This window comes from Micromonospora wenchangensis, assembly GCF_002210435.1.
In the GTDB taxonomy this organism is placed as follows: domain Bacteria; phylum Actinomycetota; class Actinomycetes; order Mycobacteriales; family Micromonosporaceae; genus Micromonospora; species Micromonospora wenchangensis.
The window spans coordinates 48,623-73,586 of the sequence record NZ_MZMV01000003.1; the positions used below are offsets into that span (position 1 = coordinate 48,623).

The following is a 24,964-nucleotide window of genomic DNA, read 5'->3' on the forward strand; positions in this document are numbered from 1 at the left end:
AGCTGTCGTCACTGCGCGATCCAGTCCCGTACCACCCCGGCGGTCGTGCCGGCCTGACCCTCCATCATGGTGAAGTGGTCGCCGGGCACCTCCCGGAGCGTGTGCGGGGTCTCCCAGGTGGCCCGCCACCCGTCGTCGTCCCCGCCGGCCACGATGGACTCCTGCGGCCGGACGAAGAGCACCGGCGCGTCGATCGCCTCCACCGGGCAGCTCTCCAGCAACCGGATGTAGCGGCCCATCGCCGAGAGTCGGGCGCTGCTGAACTCGCCGAACGTGGCCTCCTTGTCCAGCAGCGATTCGAGCATGTGGGTGAAGAACGTCGCCGTGGTGCTGCCGGTGGTCAGGTAGGTGTCCAGCAGCACCACCCCGGTCGGGCCGTGCCCCTGCCGGGCCAGCAGACCGGCGGTGGCGTGGGCGAACAGGCCGCCGGAGGAGTAGCCGACGATGACGTACGGCCCCTGCTCGGCGATCGGGCGGACCATCTCGGCGAACACCCGCACCGCCGCGTCGGCGGAGGCGGGCAGGCTGTCGTCGCGGCCGAAGCCGGGCACCGGCAGGGTCCACACGTCCCGGGTGCCGCCGAACTCGGCGGTGAACCGGGCGTACTGCTGGTCGCCGCCGAGGGCCATCGGCGACGGGAAGCAGACGATCGCCGGTCCCTGGTCGCCGCGGGCGAGCCGCCGGGGGGCGGGGATCTGCGGCAGGTCGGCCGGCCCGTCGAAGCTGGGCCGGATGTCGGCCACCGCGTGCAGCAACGCCAGGCCCTGCTGTACCCGACCGCCCCGGACGGCGGTGCCGAACAGCGCGCTCATCGAGTCGGCGGCGGCGTCGGGCGTACCGGCCCGGTCCTCGGCCGGCGGCGCGGCCAGTTCGGTGCGCAGCAGCGCGGCCAGTTCGTCGACGCTGCCGTGGTCGAAGACCACCCCGGTGGCCAGCCGCAGGCCGGTCGCCTCGTTGAGGGTGGTACGCAGCTCCATCGCGGTGAGCGAATCGAAGCCCAGCTCGACGAAGCGCAGCGCCGGGTCGAGGTCGTCGGCGTCGCCGTGGCCGAGCACCGTCGCGGCGCGCGCACGCACCAGGTCGGCCAGCAGCGCCTGCTGCCCGTCGGCGTCGAGCCCGCCGAGCGTACGCCGCAGCGCCGCCGGGTCGGGCCGGTTCGTCCCCGACGCGGCCCGCCTGGTCGGGGTGACCAGGGCCCGCAGGATCGGCGGCACCTCGCCGCCCGCCGGGGTGCCCAGGTCGGCCTTGAGCGGGACGAGCACCGCCTCGGTGCGGGCCAGCGCGGCGTCCAGCAGCGCCAGCCCCTCCCCGGCGGACATCGGCAACACCCCGCCCCGGGACATCCGGGCCCGGTCGGTGCCACCGAGGTCGTCGGCCATCCCGCCGCCGGCCCACGGCCCCCAGGCCAGGGACTGGGCGGGCAGCCCGGCCACCCGTCGCGCGCTCGCCAGCGCGTCGAGGAAGGCGTTCGCCGCCGCGTAGTTGCCCTGCCCCGGGCCGCCGAGCACGCCGGCCGCCGAGGAGAACAACACGAACGCGGTGAGGTCCGCGTCGCGGGTCAACTCGTGCAGGTGGGTGGCGGCGTCGACCTTGGGACGCAGTACCGCGTCGAGGCGCTCCCGGGTCAGCGACGGGATGATCCCGTCGTCGAGCACCCCGGCGGCGTGCACCACCCCGGTCAGCGGATGCTCGGCGGGCACCCCGGCGAGCAGCGCGGCGACCGCCTCCCGGTCGGCCAGGTCGCAGGCGGCCACGGTGACCTGCGCCCCGCGGGCGGTGAGGTCGTCGCGCAGCGCGGCCATCCCGTCCGCGTCCGGCCCGCGCCGGCTGGCCAGCAGCAGGTGCCGTACCCCGTACGCGTCGACCAGGTGGCGGGCGACGAGCCGGCCGAGGGTGCCGCCGGCCCCGGTGACGAGGACGGTGCCGCCGTCGGTGAAGCCGCTGCCGGGGGTGCCGTCGGGTGCCGTCGCGGCGGTCAGCCGGGCGGCGTGGGCGACGCCCTCGCGGACGACGAGTTGCGGTTCGCCGCCGGCCAGCACCGCCGGGAGCGCCTGGGCCGACCCGTCGTGGTCGTCGAGGTCCACCAGGACGATCCGACCCGGGTTCTCCGACTGTGCGGACCGGGCCAGACCCCAGGCCGCCGCCGCGGCCGGTTCGGTGACCCGGTCACCCTGCGCGCCGTGGGTGAGCACCAGCAGTCGGGACGACGCCAACCGCTCGTCGGCGAGCCAACCCTGGAGCAGGGTGAGCAGCTGCCCGGTGGTGTGCCGGGCACCGACCGCGAGATCCCGGGAGTCGGGCTGCACGCTGGCGACCAGCACCACGTCCGGTGCGGCCCCGCCCGCGTCCAGGGCGGCGGTGAGGGAGGGCAGGTCGGGGTGGGTCTCGGTGAGCAGACCGACGGTGTCGAGCGCGGCGGCCACCTTGAACTCGTCGACGCCGACCAGCGCCCAGCGGCCGGTGGCCGGGGTGGCGGTCAGCGGCACCGGGGTCCAGTCGACCCGGTAGAGGTGCTCCTGCCGACCGGTACGGGCGGCGGCGAGCTGACCCGCGTCGATCTCCCGCAACACCAGCGAGTCGACCCGGGCGACGGGTGCGCCGGTCTGGTCGGTGAGGGTGAGGGCGACCTCGTCGGGGCCGGCCGGGGTGACGGTGACCCGTAGTGCGCCCGCACCTGTGGCGTGGACGGTGACCCCGGTCCAGGAGAACGGGACGGCGGGTCTCCCCTCGCCCCGGCTCAGCCCGATGGCGTGCAGGGCCGCGTCGAACAGGGCCGGGTGCAGGTGGAACCGGTCGGCGTCGAGCACGTCGCCGGGGAGCGCGATCTCGGCGTACACCTCGTCGCCGTGCCGCCAGGCGGTCCGCAGGCCCTGGAAGACCGGGCCGTAGACCAGTCCGGCGTCGGCCATCCGCTCGTAGATCCCGTCGACGTCGACGGGGGTGGCGGCGACCGGCGGCCAGGCGGTCGCCGGGTCGACCGGCGGGTCGACCGGGGGCGGGGTGAGCAGGCCGGTGGCGTGCCGGGTCCACGGCGCGTCCCGGTGCCGGGAGTAGACGGTGACCGGCCGGCCGCCGTCCTCGCCGGGTGCGCCGACGGCCACCTGCACCTGTACGCCGTCGTCGTCGGGGACGACCAATGGGGCCTGGAGGGTGAGTTCGGCCAGCCGGCCGCAGCCGACCTGGTCCCCGGCCCGGAGGGCGAGTTCGACGAGTCCGGTGCCGGGCAGCACGATCGTGTCGCCCAACGCGTGCTCGGCCAGCCACGGGTGGGTACGCCGGGACAGCAGCCCGGTGGCGATCAGCCCGTCGGTGTCGGGCAGGGTGGTGACGGCCGACAGCAGCGGGTGCCCGGCGTCGAGCAGCCCGGCGGCGGTGACGTCGCGGTCCGCCCCGGTGTCCTGCATCCAGTAGTGCTGGTGCTGGAAGGCGTAGGTGGGCAGGTCGACGGTCCGGCCGCCGGGGTTGACGGCCGCCCAGTCGAGGTCGACGCCGCTGATCCACGCCTGCGCCATCCCGGTGGCGTACGCGGCGACCTGTTCCCGGTCCCGGCGCTGCAACGCGACGGTCACCGCGTCGTCGACGCAGTCCGCGACCATGGCGGTGAGCACACTGTCCGGCCCGATCTCGACGAACCGGGTCACGCCCCGGGCCGCCAGAGCGGCGACGGTGTCGGCGAACCGGACCGTGCCGCGCACCTGGCCCTGCCAGTATTCGACCGAACCGAGTTCGTCGTCGCCGGCCAGGTCACCGGTGGCGGTCGACACCAGCGGGATGCCCGCCGGGTTAGCGGTGACCCCGTCGACGACCAGCCCGTAGCCGGCCAGCATCGGGTCCATCAGGTGCGAGTGGAACGCGTGCGACACCCGCAACCGACGCGTCTTCACCTCAAGACGGGACTCCAGCGCCGCGATCTGCTCCTCGGTACCGGACACCACCACCGCCCGGGGACCGTTCACCGCCGCCACGTCCACATCGCCGAGATCCAACTCGGCCAGCGGCGCGGCGATCGCCAGCATCGCGCCACCCGCCGGAAGAGCCTGCATCAGACCCCCACGCGCGGCAACAACCCGGCAGGCGTCCTCCAGCGACCAGACACCAGCCACATGCGCGGCGGCCAACTCACCGATCGAGTGACCGGCCACGAAGTCGGGCTTGAGACCCCACGACTCCGCCAGGCGGAACAGGGCCACCTCGACCGCGAACAACGCCGGCTGCGTCCACCCCGTCTGATCGAGAACCCCATCCGGGTCGGCGAACATCACCTCCCGCAGATCACCATCCAACAGCGGCCCGAACGCCGCACACACCTCGTCCAACGACTGCGCGAACACCGGGAACGCCTCCGCCAACTCACGACCCATCCCGACCCGCTGCGCACCCTGACCCGTGAACAACACCGCCGTACGACCGGCGACGGTCCGGCCCGACAGGCCGGTGCCCGTGGCCAGGGCCTCCAGACCGGCGGCCAACTCAGCCGCCGTACCACCGACGGCCACCGCCCGGTGGTCCAGGGCCGCCCGACCGACGGCCAGCGAATGCCCGACGTCGACCGGACGCTCGTCGGTGAGGAAGTCACGCAGGCGGCCGGCCTGGGCGGTGAGGCCGGCGGTGGAGCGGCTGGCCAACGGCCAGAGCACCACGGCCGGTGCCGGCGTCGGCTCGGGTGCCACGACCGGCTGCGGGTACTCCTCGACGATGACGTGGGCGTTGGTGCCGCTGATGCCGAACGACGACACCGCCGCCCGACGCGGCCGGTCCACCGCCGGCCACCGCACCTCGTCGGTGGCGAGCCGCACCTCGCCGGACGACCAGTCCACGTGCGGGCTCGGCGCGTCCACGTGCAACGTGCGGGGAACCACCCCGTGCCGCATCGCCAACACCATCTTCATCACCCCGGCGACACCGGCCGCCGCCTGCGTGTGACCCAGGTTCGACTTCACCGAACCCAACCACAACGGCTGCTCCCGGTCCCGACCGTACGTCGCCAGGATCGCCTGCGCCTCGATCGGATCACCCAACGTGGTGCCCGTGCCGTGCGCCTCCACCACGTCCACCTCGGCCGCCGACACCCCGGCGTTGGCCAGGGCCTGCCGGATCACCCGCTGCTGGGAGGGACCGTTCGGGGCGGTCAGCCCGTTCGACGCGCCGTCCTGGTTCACCGCCGAACCGCGAACCACGCCCAGCACCCGGTGCCCGTTGCGCACCGCGTCGGACAACCGCTCCAACACCAGCACGCCGACGCCCTCGGACCAGCCCGTCCCGTCGGCCGCCGCCGCGAACGGCTTGCACCGACCATCAGGCGCCAACCCCCGCTGCCGCGAGAACTCCACGAACGTCTCAGGCGTCGCCATCACCGTCACCCCACCGGCCAACGCCAGATCACACTCACCCGACCGCAACGCCTGACCCGCCAGGTGCATCGCCACCAACGACGACGAACACGCCGTGTCGACCGACACCGCCGGCCCCTCCAGCCCGAGCGTGTACGCCACCCGGCCGGTGACGACGCTGCCGGCGCTGTGCCCGGAGACGTAGTCGTGGTACATGACCCCGGCGAACACGCCGGTGGACGAGCCGCGCAGGGTGCCCGGGTCGATGCCGGCCCGCTCGAACGCCTCCCACGACACCTCCAGCAGCAACCGCTGCTGCGGGTCCATGATCACCGCTTCGCGGGGGGAGATGCCGAAGAAGACCGGGTCGAACTCGGCGGCGTCGGTGAGGAAACCGCCCCTGTCCACGTACGTGGTGTCGGGGCGGGTGCTGGTCGGGTCGTACAGCCGGGCCAGGTCCCAGCCCCGGTCCGTCGGGAAACCGTCGATGGCGTCCGCGCCGTCGGCGATCAGCCGCCACAGGTCCTCGGGCGAGGTGACGCCGCCGGGGTAGCGGCAGGCCATCCCGACGATCGCCAGCGGCTCGTCCTCGGCGACGGCCGTGGCGACCTTCCGGACGGCGTCGACGCCGTCCGGGCCGGCGATCTCGCTGAGCAGGTGCCGGGCCAGGTCACGCGGCGACGGGTAGTCGAAGATCAGGGTGGCGGGCAGCCGCAGACCGGTGGCGGCGGAGAGCCCGTTGCGCAGCTCGACGGCGGTGAGCGAGTCGAAGCCCAGCTCCTGGAACGCCCGGCCGGCGTCGATCCGTTCGGCGGAGGCGTGCCCGAGCACCGCCGCCACCTGGCTGAGGACCAGGGCGGTCGCGGCGCGTTCGCGTTCCTCGGTGGACAGCGCGGCGAGGTCCGCCGCCCATCCGGTGGTGACGCCGGCGGCGGCGCGGGCGGCCGTCCGCCGGGCCGGGCGGACCAGGCCGTGGAACGGCAACGGCAGGTCCTCGCCGAGGGTACGCAGGGCGGCCAGGTCGAGCCGGGCCGGCACCGCGGTCGGGTACGGGTTGGCCACGGCGGCGTCGAGCAGGGCCAACCCGTCGGCGGTGGCCAGCGGCAGCACCCCACCCCGGGACATCCGCTCCCGGTCGGCGTCGCCAAGCCGGTCGGTCATCGCCGAACCCTCGCCCCACAGGCCCCACGCCAACGACACCGCCGGCAACCCGGCGGCCCGACGCGACACCGCCAACGCGTCGAGGAACGCGTTCGCCGCCGCGTAGTTGCCCTGCCCCGGCGCACCCAGCACCCCGGACAGCGACGAGAACAGCACGAACGCCGACAGCTCCCGACCCCGGGTCGCCTCGTCGAGCAGCCATGCGGCGTCCACCTTGGGCCGCAGCACCGCCGACAGCCGGGCGGTGGACAGCGACGACACCACGCCGTCGTCGAGCACGCCTGCGGTGTGCACCACCGCCGACAGGTCGGTGCGGGCGTCGAGGAGGGCCGTCACCTGGTCCCGGTCGGCCACGTCGGCGGCGACCAGCTCGACCTGCGCGCCGGCCGCGGTCAGCTCGGCGACCAGGTCGTCGGCCCCCTGCGCGGCGGGGCCCCGGCGGGACACCAGCAGCAGCCGGGTGACCCCGTGCGTGGTCACCAGGTGCCGGGCCACCGCCGTGCCGAGGGCACCGGTCGCGCCGGTGACCAGCACCGTGCCGGTACCGAACAGCGGGGTGTCCGGGGTGGCCGGTTCGACGAGCTGACGGGTGAGCCGGGGCACCGAGACCACGCCGTCGCGGACCCGTACCTGCGGCTCGCCGGTGGCCAGGGCCAGCGCGAGCGACGCGGCCACGTCGGCGTCCGGGTCGGTGTCGACCAGCAGCAGCCGGTCGGGGTTCTCGGCCTGCGCCGAGCGGAGCAGGCCCCAGACGGCCGCCCCGGTCAGGTCGGTCCCGTCGCCGCCGACGGCGCGCCGGGTGAGCACCACGAGCCGGTGGGTGTCGGGGCCGGCCAGCCACTCCTGCACCAGGCCGAGGACCCGGTTCACCTCGTCGTGCACCGCTTCCGGGCCGGTGACGTCCCCGGCGCTGCCGGCGGTCAGCACCAGCAGGTCCACCTCGGGGGTGGCCGGCCCAGTGCCGGTGGCCGGATGGTGGGCCCAGGACGGGACGACCGTGCTGGTGGGGGTGCCGATCTCCGGCCAGGTCAGGTCGAACAGCGCGTCGGCGACCCCGCCGGGGCGGGTCACCTGGACGGGACGCAGCACCAGCGAGTCGACGGTGGCGACGGGTGCGCCGACCGCGTCGGCGACCGCCACCCGTACCCCGGAGCCGACCGGGGTGAGCCGGACCCGGACGCTCGCCGCGCCGGTGGCGTGCAGGCTGAGGCCGGTCCAGGCGAACGGCAGTCCCCGGAAGGTGTCGCCCTCGGCGAGGCCGAGGGCGTGCAGGCCGGCGTCGAGCACGGCGGGGTGCAGGCCGAACCCGTCGGCGTCCACCCCCTCCGGCAGGGTGACCTCGGCGTAGAACTCGTCGCCGCGCCGCCAGACCCGGCGCAGGCCCCGGAACACCGGGCCGTAGACGAGGCCGCCGGTCGCCAGGTGCTGGTAGAGGTCGTCGATGGGCACCGCTTCGGCGTCGGCCGGCGGCCACTGCGTGAGCGCGGTCCCGGTGGTACGCGAACCGGGGGCGAGCACCCCGCTGGCGTGCCGGGTCCACGGGGCGTCGGTGTCGGCGCTGCGGGCGTACACCTGGAGGGTGCGGGTGTGGTCGGTGCCGGCGGGGCCGACCACGACCTGGAGCTGGACGCCACCGTGTTCGGGCAGGACCAGCGGGGCCTCGATGGTCAACTCGTCGACGGTCTCGACGCCGACCTGCGCACCGGCGTGCAGGGCGAGGTCGACGTAGCCGGTGCCGGGGAAGACCACCGCGCCGTCGACGGCGTGGTCGGCGAGCCACGGGTGCCGGTCGAGGGAGAGCCGGCCGGTGAGGACGGCCCCGTCGGCGTTGGCGAGGGTGACGGCCGCGCCGAGCAGCGGATGGTCGGCGGAGTCCAGGCCCATCGCGGTGGCGTCACCGGGGTCGGCCGTGGCGTCCAGCCAGAACCGCTGGTGCTGGAAGGCGTAGGTGGGCAGGTCGACGGTCCGGCCGCCGGGGTTGACGGCCGCCCAGTCGAGGTCGACGCCGCTGATCCACGCCTGCGCCATCCCGGTGGCGTACGCCTCTACCTGCTCGCGCTTGCGCCGCTGGAGGGCGATGGCGGTGGCGTCCTCCACACAGTCGCCCACCATCGCGGTCAGCACACTGTCCGGCCCGATCTCGACGAACCGGGTCACACCCCGGGCGGCGAGAGCGGCGACCGCGTCGGCGAACCGGACGGTGCCGCGCACCTGACCCTGCCAGTATTCGACCGAACCGAGTTCGTCGTCGCCGGCCAGGTCACCGGTCGCGGTCGACACGAGCGGGATGCCCGCCGGATTCGCGGTCACAGCGTCCACGACCTGCCCGTACTCGGTGAGCATCGGGTCCATCAGGTGCGAGTGGAACGCGTGCGACACCCGCAACCGACGCGTCTTCACCTCAAGGGACGCTTCCAGCGCCGCGATCTGCTCCTCCGTACCGGACACCACCACCGCCCGGGGACCGTTCACCGCCGCCACGTCCACATCGCCGAGATCCAGCTCGGCCAGCGGGGCGGCGATGGCCAGCATCGCGCCACCCGCCGGAAGCGCCTGCATCAGACCCCCACGGGCCGCCACCACCCGGCAGGCGTCCTCCAGGGACCACACACCAGCGACGTGCGCGGCGGCCAACTCACCGATCGAGTGCCCGGCCACGAAGTCCGGCTTCAACCCCCAGGATTCGGCCAGGCGGAACAGGGCCACCTCGACCGCGAACAACGCCGGCTGCGTCCACCCCGTCTGGTCGAGAACACCGTCCGGGTCGGCGAACATCACCTCCCGCAGATCACCGTCCAGCAGCGGCCCGAACGCCGCACACACCTCGTCCAGAGCGGTAGCGAACACCGGGAACGCTTCCGCCAACTCACGACCCATGCCGACCCGCTGCGCACCCTGACCCGTGAACAACACTGCCGTACGACCGGCGACGGCCCGACCCGACAGGCCACCACCGGCGGCCAGGGCCTCCAGGCCGGCCACGTCGTCACCGAGCACCACACCCCGGTACGCGCCGGCGGCCCGGGTGGTGCCCAGCGAGAACCCGACGTCGACCGGACGTTCGTCGGTGACGAACTCCCGCAGCCGGGCGGCCTGACCGGCGAGCGCCGCCGCCGACCGGCCGGACAGCGGCCAGAGCACCACCGGCGGCTCGGCCGTCCCGGCCGGCTCGACGGCCTCCACCGGTGGGGCCTGCTCCAGGATCACGTGCCCGTTGGTGCCGCTCACCCCGAACGACGACACCCCGCCCCGGCGCGGCTGGCCGTGGTCGGGCCACTGCCGCGCCTCGGTCAGCAGCTGCACCGTGCCGGCGGACCAGTCGACGTGGGTCGACGGCTCACCCACGTGCAGGCTCTTGGGCAGCACGCCGTGCCGCAGCGCCATCACCATCTTGATCACACCGCTGACGGCGGCGGCGGCCTGGGCGTGGCCGATGTTGGACTTGACCGAGCCGAGCCAGAGCGGCCGGTCCGCCGGCCGGTCGTGCCCGTACGTGGCGATCAGCGCCTCCGCCTCGATCGGGTCGCCGAGGGTGGTGCCGGTTCCGTGCGCCTCGATCAGGTCGACGTCGGTGGAGGTGAGTCCGGCGTTGGCGAGCGCCTGGAGGATGACCCGCTGCTGGGCCACCCCGTTGGGGGCGGTGAGCCCGTTGGACGCGCCGTCCTGGTTGATCGCCGAGCCCCGGATGACGGCGAGCACCCGGTGGCCGTTGCGCTGGGCGTCGGAGAGCCGTTCCAGCAGCAGCATGCCGACGCCCTCACCCCAGCCGGTGCCGTCGGCGTCCTCGGAGAACGGCTTGCAGCGACCGTCGGAGGCGAGCCCCCGCTGCCGGCTGAACGCGACGAACGCGCCGGGCGTCGACATCACGGTGACGCCACCGGCCAGGGCCATCCCGCACTCGCGTTGCCGCAGCGCGTGCGCGGCCAGGTGCAGCGCGACCAGCGACGACGAGCAGGCGGTGTTGACGGTGACGGCCGGCCCCTCCAACCCGAGGCTGTACGCGACCCGACCGGAGACCACCGCCCCGGAGCTGCCGGTGCTCATGTACGCCTCGACCGGCTCGGGCAGCACGGTGAGCCGGTCCCAGTAGTCCTGGCCGCCACAGCCGACGAAGACGCCGACCGGGCCGCCGCGCAACGTGTCGGGGTTGATGCCGGCCCGCTCGCACGCCTCCCAGCTCGCCTCCAGCACCAGCCGCTGCTGCGGGTCCATCGCCAGCGCCTCGCGGGGCGAGATGCCGAAGAACTCGGCGTCGAACTCGTCGGCGTCGTGGACGAACCCGCCCTGTCGGACGTAGCTGCTGCCGGCGGCGTCCGGGTCGGCGTCGTAGAGGGCGGCGGTGTCCCAGCCCCGGTCGGTGGGGAACTCGCCGATGGCGTCGACACCGTCGGCGACCAGCCGCCACAGGTCCTCGGGCGAGTTGACCCCGCCCGGGTAGCGGCAGGCCATGCCGACGATCGCGATCGGGTCCTGCTCCTGCGACTCGACCTCGCGCAGCCGCTCCCGGGTGCGGTGCAGATCGGCGGTGACCCGCTTCAGGTACTCGAGGAGCTTCTCTTCGTTCGCCATCCGAACCTCACCAAACTCGTTGCCAGCGGGACACGTTGCTCCGGGAGCGCGGTGGCGGCTCAGGTCATGCCGAGTTCCTTGTCGATCAGGTCGAACACGTCGTCGGCGGAGGCCGTTTCGAGCCGGTCGACGAGGGTGGTGCCGGTGGTGGTGCTGAGCGTCTCGTTGAGCTTCGCCAGCAGCGACTGGAGCCGGGCGGTGACCCGGTTGCGTTCGATCTCCTCCGGCGTCAGGCCGGCCACGGTGACCTCCAGCCGGTCCAGCTCGGCGAGCAGGCCGCCGGCGGTGTCGCCGGTGTAGCCGAGTTCGGCCCGGAGCTGGTCGGCCAGGGCGGTCGGGTTGGGGTGGTCGAACACCAGGGTGGCGGAGAGCCGTACGCCGGTGGCGGCGCTGAGCCGGTTGCGCAGCTCGACGGCGGTCACCGAGTCCATGCCGAGTTCCTTGAACGCGCGTTGCGGCTCGACCAGTTCGGCGTCGCCGTAGCCGAGCACGGCGGCCACGTTGGTGCGGACGGTCTCCAGCAGCAGGGCGCGCTGTTCGGCCTCGGGCAGCGTGCCGAGCCGGTCGGCGAGCGCCGACGACGACCCCGCGTCGGTGGCCTCGGCGGCCTCCGGTGCGGCGTCGGGCAGTTCGGCCAGCAGCGGCCGGGGCCGGGACAGGGTGTAGATGGGGGCGAACCGGGCCCAGTCGATGTCGGCGACGACGAGGTGGCTCTCGTCGTGGTCGAGGGCCTGCCCGAGGGCGTCGACGGCGAGCCGGGGGTCCATCACGCCGACGCCGAGCCGGTCGAGGTGCGCGCCGACCTCGCCGCCGGCCATCCCACCGCCGCCGCCCCAGCTGCCCCAGGCGACCGAGGTGGCGACCGCGCCCCGGCTGCGCCGCCGGTGCGCCAGCGCGTCGAGGTACGCGTTCGCGGTCGCGTACCCGGCCTGACCGGCGCTGCCCCACACCGCGGCACCGGAGGAGAACACCACGAACGCGTCCAACGACCGGTCGGCGAGCAGTTCGTCGAGGTGCACCGCGCCGAGCACCTTCGCCCGGCACACGTCGGCGAAGTCGTCGAGGCCGGTCTGCCCCAACGGCACCTCGGGGTGCAGCGCCCCGGCGGCGTGGAACACGGCGGTCAGCTCGTCACCGAGGTCGGCCAGGAGCGCGGCCACCGCGTCCCGGTCCGCCACGTCACACGCCACCACCTCGACACCCGGATGCCGGGCCGTCAGCTCGGCCGCGCCCGGTGCCGCCGGGCCACGCCGGCTCGCCAGCACCACCCGGGGGGCGCCGTTGCCGACCAGCCATTCGGTGACGTGCCCGCCGACGCCACCGGTGCCGCCGGTGACCAGGACGGTGCCGGTGGGCGTGTAGCGCCGTTCGGGTGCCCCGGTCACCGGGTGGCGGACCATCCGGCGGGCCAGCGTGCCGGCCGCCCGCAGCGCCACCTGGTCCTCGCCGCCGCCGGTCAGCACGTCGGCCAGCCGGTCGACGGTCTGCGGCGTCCACTCGGCGGGCAGGTCCACCAGGCCGCCCCACCAGCCGGGGTAGTCGAGGGAGAGCACGGTGCCCAGACCCCACAGGGCACCCTGGGCCGGGTCGGCGACCGGCTCGAACCGGTCCACGCCGACCCCACCGGCGGTGACGCACCAGAGCCGGCCGGTGAAGTCGGACGCGGCCAGCGCGTGCACCAGCGACACGGTGGCGGTGATCCCGGCGGACAGGCCGACACCCAGCGGGTCGGGCCCCTCGTCGAGGGCGAGCAGGGAGAGCACCCCGGCGGGGGCCTCCCGGCCGGCGTGGTCGGTGCCGGTGACGGTGACCACCTCGGCACCCCGGGCGGCCAACCCGTCGGCGAGCGTACGCAGCCGCTCGTCGTCGGCCAGCGCCGCCGGGGCGACCACCCACCACACGCCGGTGAGCTGCCCGCCGGTGGGCACCTCGGCAGGCCGCCACACCACCCGGTAGCGCCAGCCGTCCACGGTGGCGACGTCGCGCTGCCGGGACCGCCACGACGTCAGGCCGGGCAGCACCTCGCCGACGAGTGCGGTGTCCACGCCGAGGCCGTCGGCGAGCAGGTCGACGTCGGCGCGTTCCACGGCGTCCCAGAACCCGGCGTCGGTGCCGCCGCCGGCCGGGGCGGCGGTGGTCGGCGCGATCCAGTAGCGCTGGTGTTGGAAGGCGTAGGTGGGCAGGTCCGCCCGACTGGTGCCGGGCAGGGCGGCGGCCCAGTCCACGTCGATGCCCCGGACGTACAGCTCGGCCAGGGAGGTGAGCAGCCGGTCCAGGCCACCGTCGTCACGGCGCAGGGTGCCGGTGACGACGGTGGGACGGTCCGCCGACTCCAGCGTCTCCTGCATCCCCATGCCGAGCACCGGGTGCGGGCTGACCTCCACGAACCCGGTCCAGCCCTGCCCGGCGAGAGAGCGGATCGCCGGGTCGAACCGGACCGTGTTGCGGAGGTTGTCGTACCAGTAGCGGGCGTCGAGGGTGGCGGTGTCCACCCAGTCGCCGGTGACGGTGGACAGCATCCGGATCGTCCCGGTGCGCGGGTTGATCGGGGCCAGGTCCTCCAGCAGCCGGTGTTCCAGCAGCTCCACCTGGGCGGAGTGCGAGGCGTAGTCGACGGCGACCTGCTTGACCCGCACCCCCTCCTCGGTGAGTGCGGCGACGAGTTCGCGCAGCGCCTCCGGCGTGCCGGAGACCACCACCGAACCCGCGCCGTTGACCACGGCGAGGGAGATGTCGCCCGCCCACTGGGCGATCCGTTCCTGCGCCCGGTCGGCGGGCAGCCCGACCGAGACCATGCCGCCCCGGCCGGCCAGCTTCTCGCCGATGGCCCGGCTGCGCAGGGTCACCACCCGCGCCCCGTCGGCCAGGGAGAGTCCACCGGCCACGCAGGCGGCGGCGATCTCACCCTGCGAGTGGCCGACCACCGCGTCGGGTTCCACGCCGTAGCTGCGCCAGGTGGCGGCGAGGGAGACCATCATCGCCCACAGGGCGGGCTGGACGACGTCCACCCACTCCAGGGAGGGTGCGCCGGGCACCCCCCGGACCACATCGAGCAGGTCCCAGTCGACGTACGCGCGCAGCTCGGTGGCGCAGCGGGCCATCTGCTCGGCGAAGACCGGCGAGGAGTCCAGCAACGCGGCGGCCATGCCGACCCACTGGGCGCCCTGGCCGGGGAAGACGAAGACGACCCGGCCGGCGGCGTCGGCGGTGCCGGTGACCGCGTTCGGCGCGGGCTGACCGGCGGCGACCGGGACGAGCCCGGCCCGCAACTGCGGCAGGTCCGCACCGAGCACCACGGCCCGGTGCGCGAGCCGGGCCCGGCCGGCCAGCGTACGGCCCACCGCGGCGGGCTCGGCCGGCGCGGCGTCCAGGTGGGACAGCAGCCGCTCGGCCTGGGCGCGCAGCGCCTGGTCGGTGTACCCGGAGACCACCCACGGCAGCACGGGCGGGTTGGCCGGCTGTGCTTCCTCCTCGGCCGGGGGCACCTCTTCCAGCACGACGTGCGCGTTGGTGCCGCTGATGCCGAACGAGGAGACCGCGCAGCGGCGGGCCCGGCCGGTCTGCGGCCAGTCCATCGGCTCGGTGAGCAGCCGTACCGTGCCGGGCGTCCAGTCGATCTCGCTGCTGGGCTCGTCGACGTGCAGGGTGCGGGGCAGCAGCCCGTGCCGCATCGCCTGCACCATCTTGATCACCCCGCCGACCCCGGCGGCGGCCTGCGAGTGGCCGATGTTGGACTTCAGCGAGCCGAGCCAGAGCGGCCGGTCGGCGGGCCGGTCCCGACCGTACGTGGCGAACAACGCCTGCGCCTCGATCGGGTCGCCGAGCCGGGTGCCGGTGCCGTGCGCCTCGACCGCGTCGATCTCCTGGGCGGCGAGGCGGGCGTTGGCCAGCGCGGCCCGGATGACCCGGCGCTGGGAGGGCCCGTTGGGGGCGGTGAGGCCGTTGGACGCGCCGTCCTGGTTGATCGCGGAGCCGCGCACGACGGCGAGCACCGGGTGCCCGTTGCGGCGGGCGTCGGAGAGCCGTTCCAGCACCAGCACGCCCGCGCCCTCGGCCCAGCCGGTGCCGTCGGCGGTGTCGGCGAACGCCTTGCACCGGCCGTCGAAGGACAGCGCCCGCTGCCGGGAGAACTCGACGAACGCGTCGGGGGTGCCGATCACGGTGACCCCACCGGCGACGGCGAGCGACGACTCCCCGGCGCGCAGCGACTGGCACGCCCAGTGCAGGGCGACCAGCGACGACGAGCAGCCGGTGTCGACGGTGACCGCCGGCCCCTCCATCCCGAGGGTGTAGGACAGCCGGCCGGAGACGATGCTGCCGGCACCCCAGCTGTTCGGGTAGTCGTGGTAGACGACGCCGGTGAAAACGGCGGTGGGGCTGCCCTTGAGCGACAGCGGGTCGATACCGGCCCGCTCGAACGCCTCCCAGGACGTCTCCAGGAACAGCCGCTGCTGCGGGTCCATCTCGGCGGCTTCGCGGGGCGAGATGCCGAAGAAGGTGGGGTCGAAGTCGGCGGCGTCGTAGAGGAAGCCGCCCTCGCGGGTGTAGCTGGTGCCGGGGTGGTCCGGGTCCGGGTCGTAGAGCCGGTCGAGGTCCCAGCCCCGGTCGGTGGGCATGCCGGAGATGGCGTCGGTGCCGGCGACGACGAGGTCCCACAGGGCCTCGGGCGAGTCGATCCCGCCTGGGTACCGGCAGCCCATGCCGACGATGGCGATCGGTTCGGCGGCGCGCTCCTCGATGTCGCGGAGCCGCTCGCTGGTCTCGTGCAGGTCGGCCGTGACCCGCCGCAGGTAGTCACGAAGCTTCTGTTCGTTGGACATCAGGAACCCATTCCCGGACGGCGCCGACGGAGCGGACGGATCATGAGGTGCCGAACTTGCTGTCGATGAAGTCGAAGAGGTCGTCGTCGGAGGCCGTGTCGAGCTCCTCGGTGACGCTGGCGACCTCGGCCGGACGTTGACCGGCGGTCCACGCCGCGAGCATGGTGCGCAACCGCTCCCCCACCCCGGCCCGGGTGCTCTCGTCGAGAGCGGCCACCGCGTCGGCGTCCAGGGTGGACAGCGCGGCCTGGAGCCGGTCGAGGTCGTCGAGCAGGGTGACGCCCCCGGCGTCGGCGGGCACCAGCTCGGTGAGCAGTTGCTGGGCCAGCTCGGTCGGGGTCGGGTAGTCGAAGACCAGGGTGGCGGGCAGCCGCAGCGCCGTCTCGGTGGCGAGCCGGTTGCGCAGCTCGACGGCGGTCAGCGAGTCGAAGCCGGCCTCCTTGAACGCCCGCTCCGGGTCGACGTCCGCGCCGGAGGCGTACCCGAGGACGGCGGCGACCTGGTCGCGGACCAGTGCCAGGACGGTGCCCAGGCGGTCCGGTGAGGGCATGGCGGCGAGCCGGCCGGCGAGGTCGGCGGTCACCGCGGCCGGGGCGGCCGTCTCGGCCTCGGGTTGGGCGTCGGGCAGCGCGGCCAGCAGCGGCCGGGGCCGGGACAGGGTGTAGATGGGGGTGAACCGGGCCCAGTCGATGTCGGCGACGACGAGGTGGCTCTCGTCGTGGTCGAGGGCTTCCCGCAGCGCCCGGACGGCGAGCCGGGGCTCCATCGGCGGGGTGCCCTGCCGGCGCAGGTGCGCGGTGGCCTCCCCGTCGGCCATCCCGCCGCCGGCCCAGCTGCCCCAGGCGACCGAGGTGGCGACCGCGCCCCGGCTGCGCCGCCGGTGCGCCAGCGCGTCGAGGTACGCGTTCGCGGTCGCGTACCCGGCCTGACCGGCGCTGCCCCACACCGCGGCACCGGAGGAGAACACCACGAACGCGTCCAACGACCGCTCGGCGAGCAGTTCGTCGAGGTGCACCGCGCCGAGCACCTTCGCCCGGCACACCTCGGCGAACTCGGCCACGCTGGTCTCCGGCAGCGACTTCTCCTGGTGCAGCACCCCGGCGGCGTGGAACACGGCGGTCAGCTCGTCACCGAGGTCGGCCAGGAGCGCGGCCACCGCGTCCCGGTCCGCCACGTCACACGCCACCACCTCGACACCCGGATGCCGGGCCGTCAGCTCCGCCGCACCCGGTGCCGCCGGGCCACGCCGGCTCGCCAACACCACCCGCCGCGCGCCCTGACCGACCAGCCATTCGGTCAGGTGCCCGCCGATGCCGCCGGTGCCGCCGGTGACCAGCACCGTGCCGGTGGGGGTGTAGTGCCGCTCGGGGCTGCCGGCGGCCGGCCAGCGGACCAGCCGCCGGGCCAGCACCCCGGCGGTACGGACGGCCACCTGGTCCTCCGCGCCGGCGGCGAGGACGTCGACGAGCCGTGCGACGTGCTCGTCGGTCCAGTCGGTGGGCAGGTCGACCAGGCCACCCCAGGAGTGCGGGTACTCCAGGGACAGCACGGTGCCGAGGCCCCACAGCGCGCCCTGCGCGGGGTGCGGCAGCTCCTCGAACCGGTCGACGGCGACCCCACCGGCGGTGAGGCACCACACCCGGCCGGCGAAGTCGGTGGCGGTGAGCGCCTGGATCAGCGCGACGGTGTCGGTGACGCCGACGGACAGGCCGGCGTCGGTGGCGTCCGGGGTGTCGTCGAGGGCGAGCAGGGACACCACCCCGGCGGGGGTGTCCCCGGCGGGCAGGTCGGTGCCGGTGACGGTGACGACGTCGGCCCCCCGGGCGGCCAGTCCGGCGGCGAGGGCGGACACCCGGGTGTCGCCTGTCGACGCGGCCGGTACGACGAGCCACCAGGTGCCGGTGAGTTCGCCGCCGTCGGGTAGTTCGGTGGAGCGCCACACCACCCGGTACCGCCAGTCGTCCACGGTGGCCGCGTCCCGTTGCCGGGCCCGCCAGGCGGCGAGGCCGGGCAGCACCTCGGTGACGACGCCCGGGGCGACGCCGAGACCGTCGGCGAGCACGTCGGTGTCGCCCCGGTCGACGGCGTCCCAGAACCCGCCGTCGGCGGCGTCGGTGCCGGTGCCGCTGCCGGCCTCGGGCTCGATCCAGTACCGCTGGTGCTGGAAGGCGTAGGTGGGCAGATCGACCGGCCGGCCACCCGGGTTGATCGCGGACCAGTCGAGGTCGACGCCGGTGGTCCAGGCCCGGGCCATCCCGGTGGCGTAGGCGGTGACCTGGTCGCGGTCCCGGCGCTGCAACGGGATGCAGGCGGCCCCGTCGACGCTGTCGGCGGCCATCGCGGTCAGCACACTGTCCGGCCCGATCTCGACGAACCGGGTGACGCCTCGCGCGGCGAGAGCGGCGACGGCGTCGGCGAACCGGACGGTGCCCCGCACCTGACCCTGCCAGTAGCCGGCGCTACCCAACTCGGTGTCGGTGGCGAGATCGCCGGTCGCGGTCGACACCAACGGGATACCCGCGGGGCTCGCGGTCACGCCGTCCACGACCTGCCCGTACTCGGTGAGCATCGGGTCCATCAGATGCGAGTGGAACGCATGCGACACCCGCAACCGACGGGTCTTCACCTCAAGGGACGCTTCCAGCGCCGCGATCTGCTCCTCCGTACCGGACACCACCACCGCCCGGGGACCGTTCACCGCCGCCACGTCGATGTCGCCGAGATCCAGCTCGTCGAGGGGCGCGGCGATCGCCAGCATCGCGCCACCCGCCGGAAGCGCCTGCATCAGACCACCGCGTGCGGCAACGACCCGGCAGGCGTCCTCCAGCGACCACACCCCGGCGACGTGCGCGGCGGCCAGCTCACCGATGGAGTGACCGGCCACGAAGTCCGGATTCAACCCCCACGACTCCGCAAGACGGAACAGAGCCACCTCGACCGCAAACAGGGCGGGCTGCGTCCACCCCGTCTGGTCGAGAACACCGTCCGGATCGGCGAACATCACCTCCCGCAGATCACCACCCAACAACGGCCCGAACGCCGCACACACCTCGTCCAGAGCGGTAGCGAACACCGGGAAGGCATCCGCCAACTCACGACCCATCCCGACCCGCTGCGCACCCTGACCCGTGAACAACACCGCCGTACGACCCGTGGTGATCCGACCCGACACGCCGGTGCCGGACACCAGGGCCTCCAGACCGGCGGACAACTCAGCCGCCGTACCACCGACGGCCACCGCCCGGTGGTCCAGGGCCGCCCGACCGACGGCCAGCGAATGCCCGACGTCGACCGGACGCTCGTCGGTGAGGAAGTCACGCAGGCGGCCGGCCTGCTCGGCCAGCGCACCCGCCGACCGGGCGGACAGCGGCCAGAGTGCCACCGGCGGCTCGGGGGTCGCGGCGGGCGCGGCGGGCTCGACCGGCGGGGCCTCCTCCACGATCACGTGGGCGTTGGTGCCGCTGATGCCGAACGACGACACCCCCGCGCGACGCGGGCGGTCCCCGGCCGGCCAGTCGACCGGCTCGGTGAGCAGCCGCACGTCGCCGGCAGCCCAGTCGACCTGCCGCGACGGCGTCTCGGCGTGCAGCGTGCGCGGCAGGGTGCCGTGCCGCAGCGCCATCACCATCTTGATCACACCGGCCATGCCGGCGGCGGCCTGGGCGTGACCCATGTTCGACTTGATCGAACCGAGCCACAGTGGCCGGTCCCGGTCCCGGCCGTACGTGGCGAGCAGCGCCTGTGCCTCGATCGGGTCACCGAGGGTGGTGCCGGTGCCGTGCGCCTCGACGGCGTCGACCTCGTCGGGGGTGATCCGGGCGTTGGCCAGCGCCGCCCGGATCACCCGCTGCTGGGCCGGCCCGTTCGGCGCGGTCAGCCCGTTCGACGCGCCGTCCTGGTTGACGGCCGAACCCCGGATCAGCCCGTAGACGCGGTGCCCGTTGCGCTGCGCGTCGGAGAGCCGCTCCAGCATCAGCACCCCGACGCCCTCGGACCAGCCGGTGCCGTCGGCGGCGTCGGAGAACGACTTGCACCGGCCGTCGGGGGCGAGCCCCCGCTGCCGGCTGAACGCCACGAACGGGGTGGGGTTCGACATCACCAGCACCCCACCGGCGATGGCGGTGGCGCACTCCCCGGCCCGTAGCGCCTGGCTGGCGAGGTGCAGCGCGACCAGCGACGAGGAACACGCCGTGTCGACGGTCATCGACGGTCCCTCGAACCCGAACGCGTACGACACCCGGCCGGAGATCACCGACGCGGAACTGCCGGTGCTCAGGTACGCCTCCGACTCGGCGGGGGCGAGACCGAGCAGGTCGCCGTAGTCCTGGGCGCCGGAGCCGACGAACACCCCGACGGGGCTGCCGCGCAGCGCCTCCGGGTCCATCCCGGCCCGCTCGCACGCCTCCCAGGTGACCTCCAGCATCAGCCGCTGCTGCGGGTCCATGGCGATCGCCTCCCGGGGCGAGATGCCGAAGAACTCGGCGTCGAACGCGCCCGCCTCGTAGACGAAGCCGCCGGAGCGGACGTAGCTGGTGCCCGGCTGGTCCGGGTCGGCGTCGAAGAGCGCGTCGGTGTCCCAGCCCCGGTCGACCGGGAACGGGCTGATCGCGTCGGTGCCGCTGTCCACGAGCCGCCACAGGTCCTCCGGGGACCGGACGCCGCCCGGGTAGCGGCAGCTCATCCCGATGATGGCGATCGGCTCGTCCGGGTCGGAGCCGCCGACGCCGGACGTGACCGTGGTCGGGGCGGCGGTGCCGACGAGTTCGTCGTACAGGTGGCGGGCCAGCACGGCCGGGGTCGGGTGGTCGTAGACCATGGTGGCCGGCAGGCGCAGCCCGACGGCCTCGCCGAGGGCGTTGCGCAGCTCCACGGCGGTCAGCGAGTCGAAGCCGAGTTCCCGGAACGGCCGCTGGACGTCCACGCTGGTCGTCGCGTCGTACCCGAGGACGGCGGCGACCTGGGTGCGCACCGTGTCCAGCAGGTACGGCAGCCGCTCGGCGTCGGGCAGCCCGGCCAGCACGGAGGTGTCGGTGGACGCGGCCGGGGCGGCGACGGCCGGGCTCTGCCGGGCCTCGGGGAGCGCGGCGAGCAGCGGCCGGGGCCGGGCCAGGGTGTAGATCGGGGTGAACCGGGCCCAGTCGATGTCGGTGACCACGAGGTGGCTCTCGTCGTGGTCGAGGACCTGCTGGAGCGTGCCGAGGGCGAGGCGCGGTTCCATCGGCGGGGTGCCCTGCCGCAGGAGGTGTTCGGTGGCCTGCTCGTCGACCATGCCACCGCCGCCCCAGGTGCCCCAGGCGACCGAGGTGGCGGTCCGACCCCGGCGGCGGCGCTGGTGGGCCAGCGCGTCCAGCCAGGCGTTGCCGGTGCCGTAGGCGGCCTGCCCGGCGCTGCCCCAGACGGCCGCGCCGGAGGCGAACAGCACGAACGCGTCCAGCGGCCGGTCACCGAGCAGCGCGTCGAGGTGGGTCGCGCCGAGCACCTTGGCCCGGCACACGGCGGCGAAGTCGTCGAGGCTGGTCTCGCCGAGCGGGGCCGGGTCGTAGAGGACCCCGGCGGCGTGGAAGACGGCGGTCAGCTCGTCGCCGATCCCGTCGAGCAGCGTGGCGACGGCGTCCCGGTCGGCCACGTCGCAGGCGACGACCTGCACGCCGGGCAGCCTGGCGGCCAGGTCGGCGGCCCCGGGGGCGGCGGGGCCGCGCCGGCTGGCCAGCACCACCCGCTCGGCCCCGTGGTCGAGGAGCCATTCGGTGAGGTGCGCGCCGATACCGCCGGTGCCGCCGGTGACCAGCACCGTGCCGGAGGGGGTGTAGCGCCGCTCGGGGCTGCCGGCGACGGGCCAGCGCACCATCCGCCGGGCCAGCACCCCGGCGGTACGCAGGGCCACCTGGTCCTCGCCGCCGTCGGCGAGCACGTCGACGAGCCGGTCGAGGGTGTCGGGCGTCCAGTCGGCGGGCAGGTCGACCAGGCCACCCCACCAGCCGGGGTAGTCCAGGGAGAGCACGGTGCCGAGGCCCCAGAGACCGGCCTGTGCGGCGTGCGGCAGGTCCTCGTACCGGTCGACGGCGACGCCGCCGGTGGTGAGGCACCAGAGCCGACCGGTGACGTCGGCGGCGGCGAGGGCCCGCACCAGTCGTACGGTGCCGGTGACCCCGGCGGACAGCCCGGCGTCGTACGGGTCCGGAGTGTCGTCGAGGCCGAGCAGGGACACGATCCCGGTGGGGGTGCCCCGGCCGGCGAGCGGGTCGGTGCCGGTGAGCCGGGTGACGGTGGCGCCCCGGGTGGCGAGCGCGTCGGCCACGGCGGTGACCCGGGGGTCGTCGGTGAGCGTCTCCGGGGTGACGAGCCACCAGTCGCCGGTGAGTTCCGGCCCGGTGGGCAGGTCGGCGGCCCGCCACACGACCCGGTAGCGCCAGTCGTCGGTGACGGTGGCCGGTGCGGCGGTGGGGGCGGCCAGCCAGTACCGCTGACGGGCGAAGGCGTAGCTGGGCAGTTCAACCTGCCGCGCCCCCGGGTGCACGGCCGTCCAGTCGAGGTCGACGCCGGTGGTCCACGCCTGCGCCATCCCGGTGGCGTACGCGGTGACCTGTTCCCGGTCCCGCCGCTGCAACGCGACGGTCACCGCGTCGTCGACGCAGTCCGCGACCATGGTGGCGAGCACGCTGTCCGGCCCGATCTCCACGAACCGGGTCACCCCACGGGCCGCCAGGGCAGCGACCGCGTCGGCGAACCGGACGGTGCCCCGCACCTGACCCTGCCAGTAGCCGGCGCTACCCAACTCGGTGTCGGTGGCGAGATCGCCGGTCGCGGTCGACACCAACGGGATACCCGCCGGGTTCGCGGTCACGCCGTCCACGACCCGCCCGTACTCGGTGAGCATCGGGTCCATCAGGTGCGAGTGGAACGCATGCGACACCCGCAACCGACGCGTCTTCACCTCAAGCGACGCTTCCAGCGCCGCGATCTGCTCCTCCGTACCGGACACCACCACCGCCCGCGGACCGTTCACCGCCGCCACATCCACATCGCCGAGATCCAACTCGGCCAGCGGGGCGGCGATGGCCAACATCGCCCCACCCGCCGGAAGCGCCTGCATCAAGCCGCCCCGCGCGGCAACAACCCGGCACGCATCCTCCAGGGACCACACCCCAGCCACATGCGCGGCGGCCAACTCACCGATCGAGTGACCGGCCACGAAGTCCGGCTTCAACCCCCACGACTCCGCGAGGCGGAACAGGGCCACCTCGACCGCGAACAACGCCGGCTGCGTCCACCCCGTCTGATCGAGAACCCCATCCGGGTCGGCGAACATCACCTCCCGCAGATCACCATCCAGCAACGGCCCGAACGCCGCACACACCTCGTCCAACGCCTGAGCGAACACCGGGAACGCATCCGCCAACTCACGGCCCATGCCGACCCGCTGCGCACCCTGACCGGTGAACAACACCGCCGTACGACCCGTGGTGATCCGACCCGACACGCCGGCCCCGGCGGCCAGGGCGTCGAGACCGGCGGACAGCTCGGCGGCCTCGCGGCCGACCGCCACCCCCCGGAACTCCAACCCGGCCCGACCCGCCCCGAGCGAGAACCCGACGTCCACCGGACGCTCGTCGGTGTCGGCGGCGAACCCGGCGATCCGGGCGGCCTGGCGGGCCATCCCCTCGGGGGAACGCCCCGACACCGGCCAGAGGACGACAGGCGGGGTCGGCCCCGGCGTGCCGGCCTCGGCGGGCGGGGCCTGCTCGACGATGAGGTGCACGTTGGTGCCGCTGATGCCGAACGACGACACGCCCGCCCGGCGGGGCCGGTCCACCGCCGGCCAGTCGACCGCCTCGGTCAACAGTCGAACGTCCCCGGCGGTCCAGTCGACCTGCCGCGACGGCGTCTCGGCGTGCAGCGTGCGCGGCAGCGTGCCGTGCCGCATCGCCATCACCATCTTGATCACGCTGGCGACCCCGGCGGCGGCCTGCGCGTGCCCGATGTTGGACTTGATCGAGCCGAGGAAGAGCGGCGTCTCCCGGTCCCGGCCGTAGGTGGCGAGGACCGCCTGCGCCTCGATCGGGTCACCGAGGGTGGTGCCGGTGCCGTGCGCCTCGACCACGTCCACGTCGGCGACGGAGAGCCGGGCGTTGGCCAGCGCCGCCCGGATCACCCGCTGTTGGGCCGGCCCGTTCGGCGCGGTCAACCCGTTGCTCGCGCCGTCCTGGTTCACCGCCGAACCCCGGATCAGCCCGTAGACGCGGTGCCCGTTGCGCTGCGCGTCGGAGAGCCGCTCCAGCACCAGCACCCCGACCCCCTCGGACCAGGCCGCGCCGTCCGCGCCGTCACCGAAGGAGCGGCACCGGCCGTCCGGGGACAGTGCGCGTTGCCTGCTGAACTCGACGAAGAGCTGCGGGGTGGCCATCACGGCGACCCCGCCGGCCAGGGCCAGCCCGCACTCCTCCTTGCGCAGCGACTGGCAGGCCAGGTGCATCGCCACCGACGAGGACGAGCAGGCGGTGTCGAGGGTGATCGCCGGCCCCTCCAGGCCCAGGTTGTAGGCGACCCGGCCGGAGACGAGGCTGCCGGAGGTGGTGCTGTCGACGTAGTCGTGGTGCATGACGCCGACGAACACCCCGGTGGCGCTGCCCTTGAGGGAGGTCGGGTCGATGCCGCCGTGCTCGAACGCCTCCCAGGACGCCTCCAGCAGCAGCCGCTGCTGCGGGTCCGTCTCCACCGCGTCCCGGGGGCTCATCCCGAAGAACCCCGGGTCGAAGTCGGCGGCGTCGTAGAGGAAACCACCGTGCCGGGTGTAGCTCTTGCCGGGCTTGCCGGGTTCCGGGTCGTAGATGCCGTCGACGTCCCAGCCCCGGTCGGTGGGGAAGCCGGAGATGGCGTCGGTGCCGTCGGCGACGAGCCGCCACAGGTCCTCAGGCGACCGGACCCCGCCGGGGTAGCGGCAGCCCATGCCGACGATCGCGATCGGCTCCTGGTCCCGGCCCTCCACCTCACGCAGCCGCCGGTTGGCCTGTTGCAGTTCGGCGGTAGCACGCTTGAGGAAGGTCCGGAGCTTGTCGTCGTTCGCCATCGTTCACACCAATCTTT

Annotated in this window: 3 protein-coding genes; all 3 read right to left on the minus strand. The window is 74.5% G+C overall.

The window, feature by feature from the left end:
* Positions 1–8: 8 nt before the first annotated feature.
* Genes B5D80_RS02545 through B5D80_RS02555 form a run of 3 tightly spaced genes read right to left on the minus strand, consistent with a single transcriptional unit; the run spans position 9 to position 24,947 of the window.
* Complete coding sequence (locus B5D80_RS02545; protein ID WP_088642128.1) at positions 9–11,060, minus strand: type I polyketide synthase; 11,052 nt, start codon at positions 11,058–11,060, stop codon at positions 9–11.
* A 59-nt stretch (positions 11,061–11,119) separates the two neighbouring features.
* Complete coding sequence (locus B5D80_RS02550; protein WP_088642129.1) at positions 11,120–15,880, minus strand: type I polyketide synthase; 4,761 nt, start codon at positions 15,878–15,880, stop codon at positions 11,120–11,122.
* A 40-nt stretch (positions 15,881–15,920) separates the two neighbouring features.
* The gene (locus B5D80_RS02555; protein ID WP_088642130.1) at positions 15,921–24,947 is read right to left on the minus strand and encodes a type I polyketide synthase; all 9,027 of its coding nucleotides are present in this window, start codon (positions 24,945–24,947) and stop codon (positions 15,921–15,923) included.
* Between the last annotated feature and the right edge of the window lie 17 nt (positions 24,948–24,964).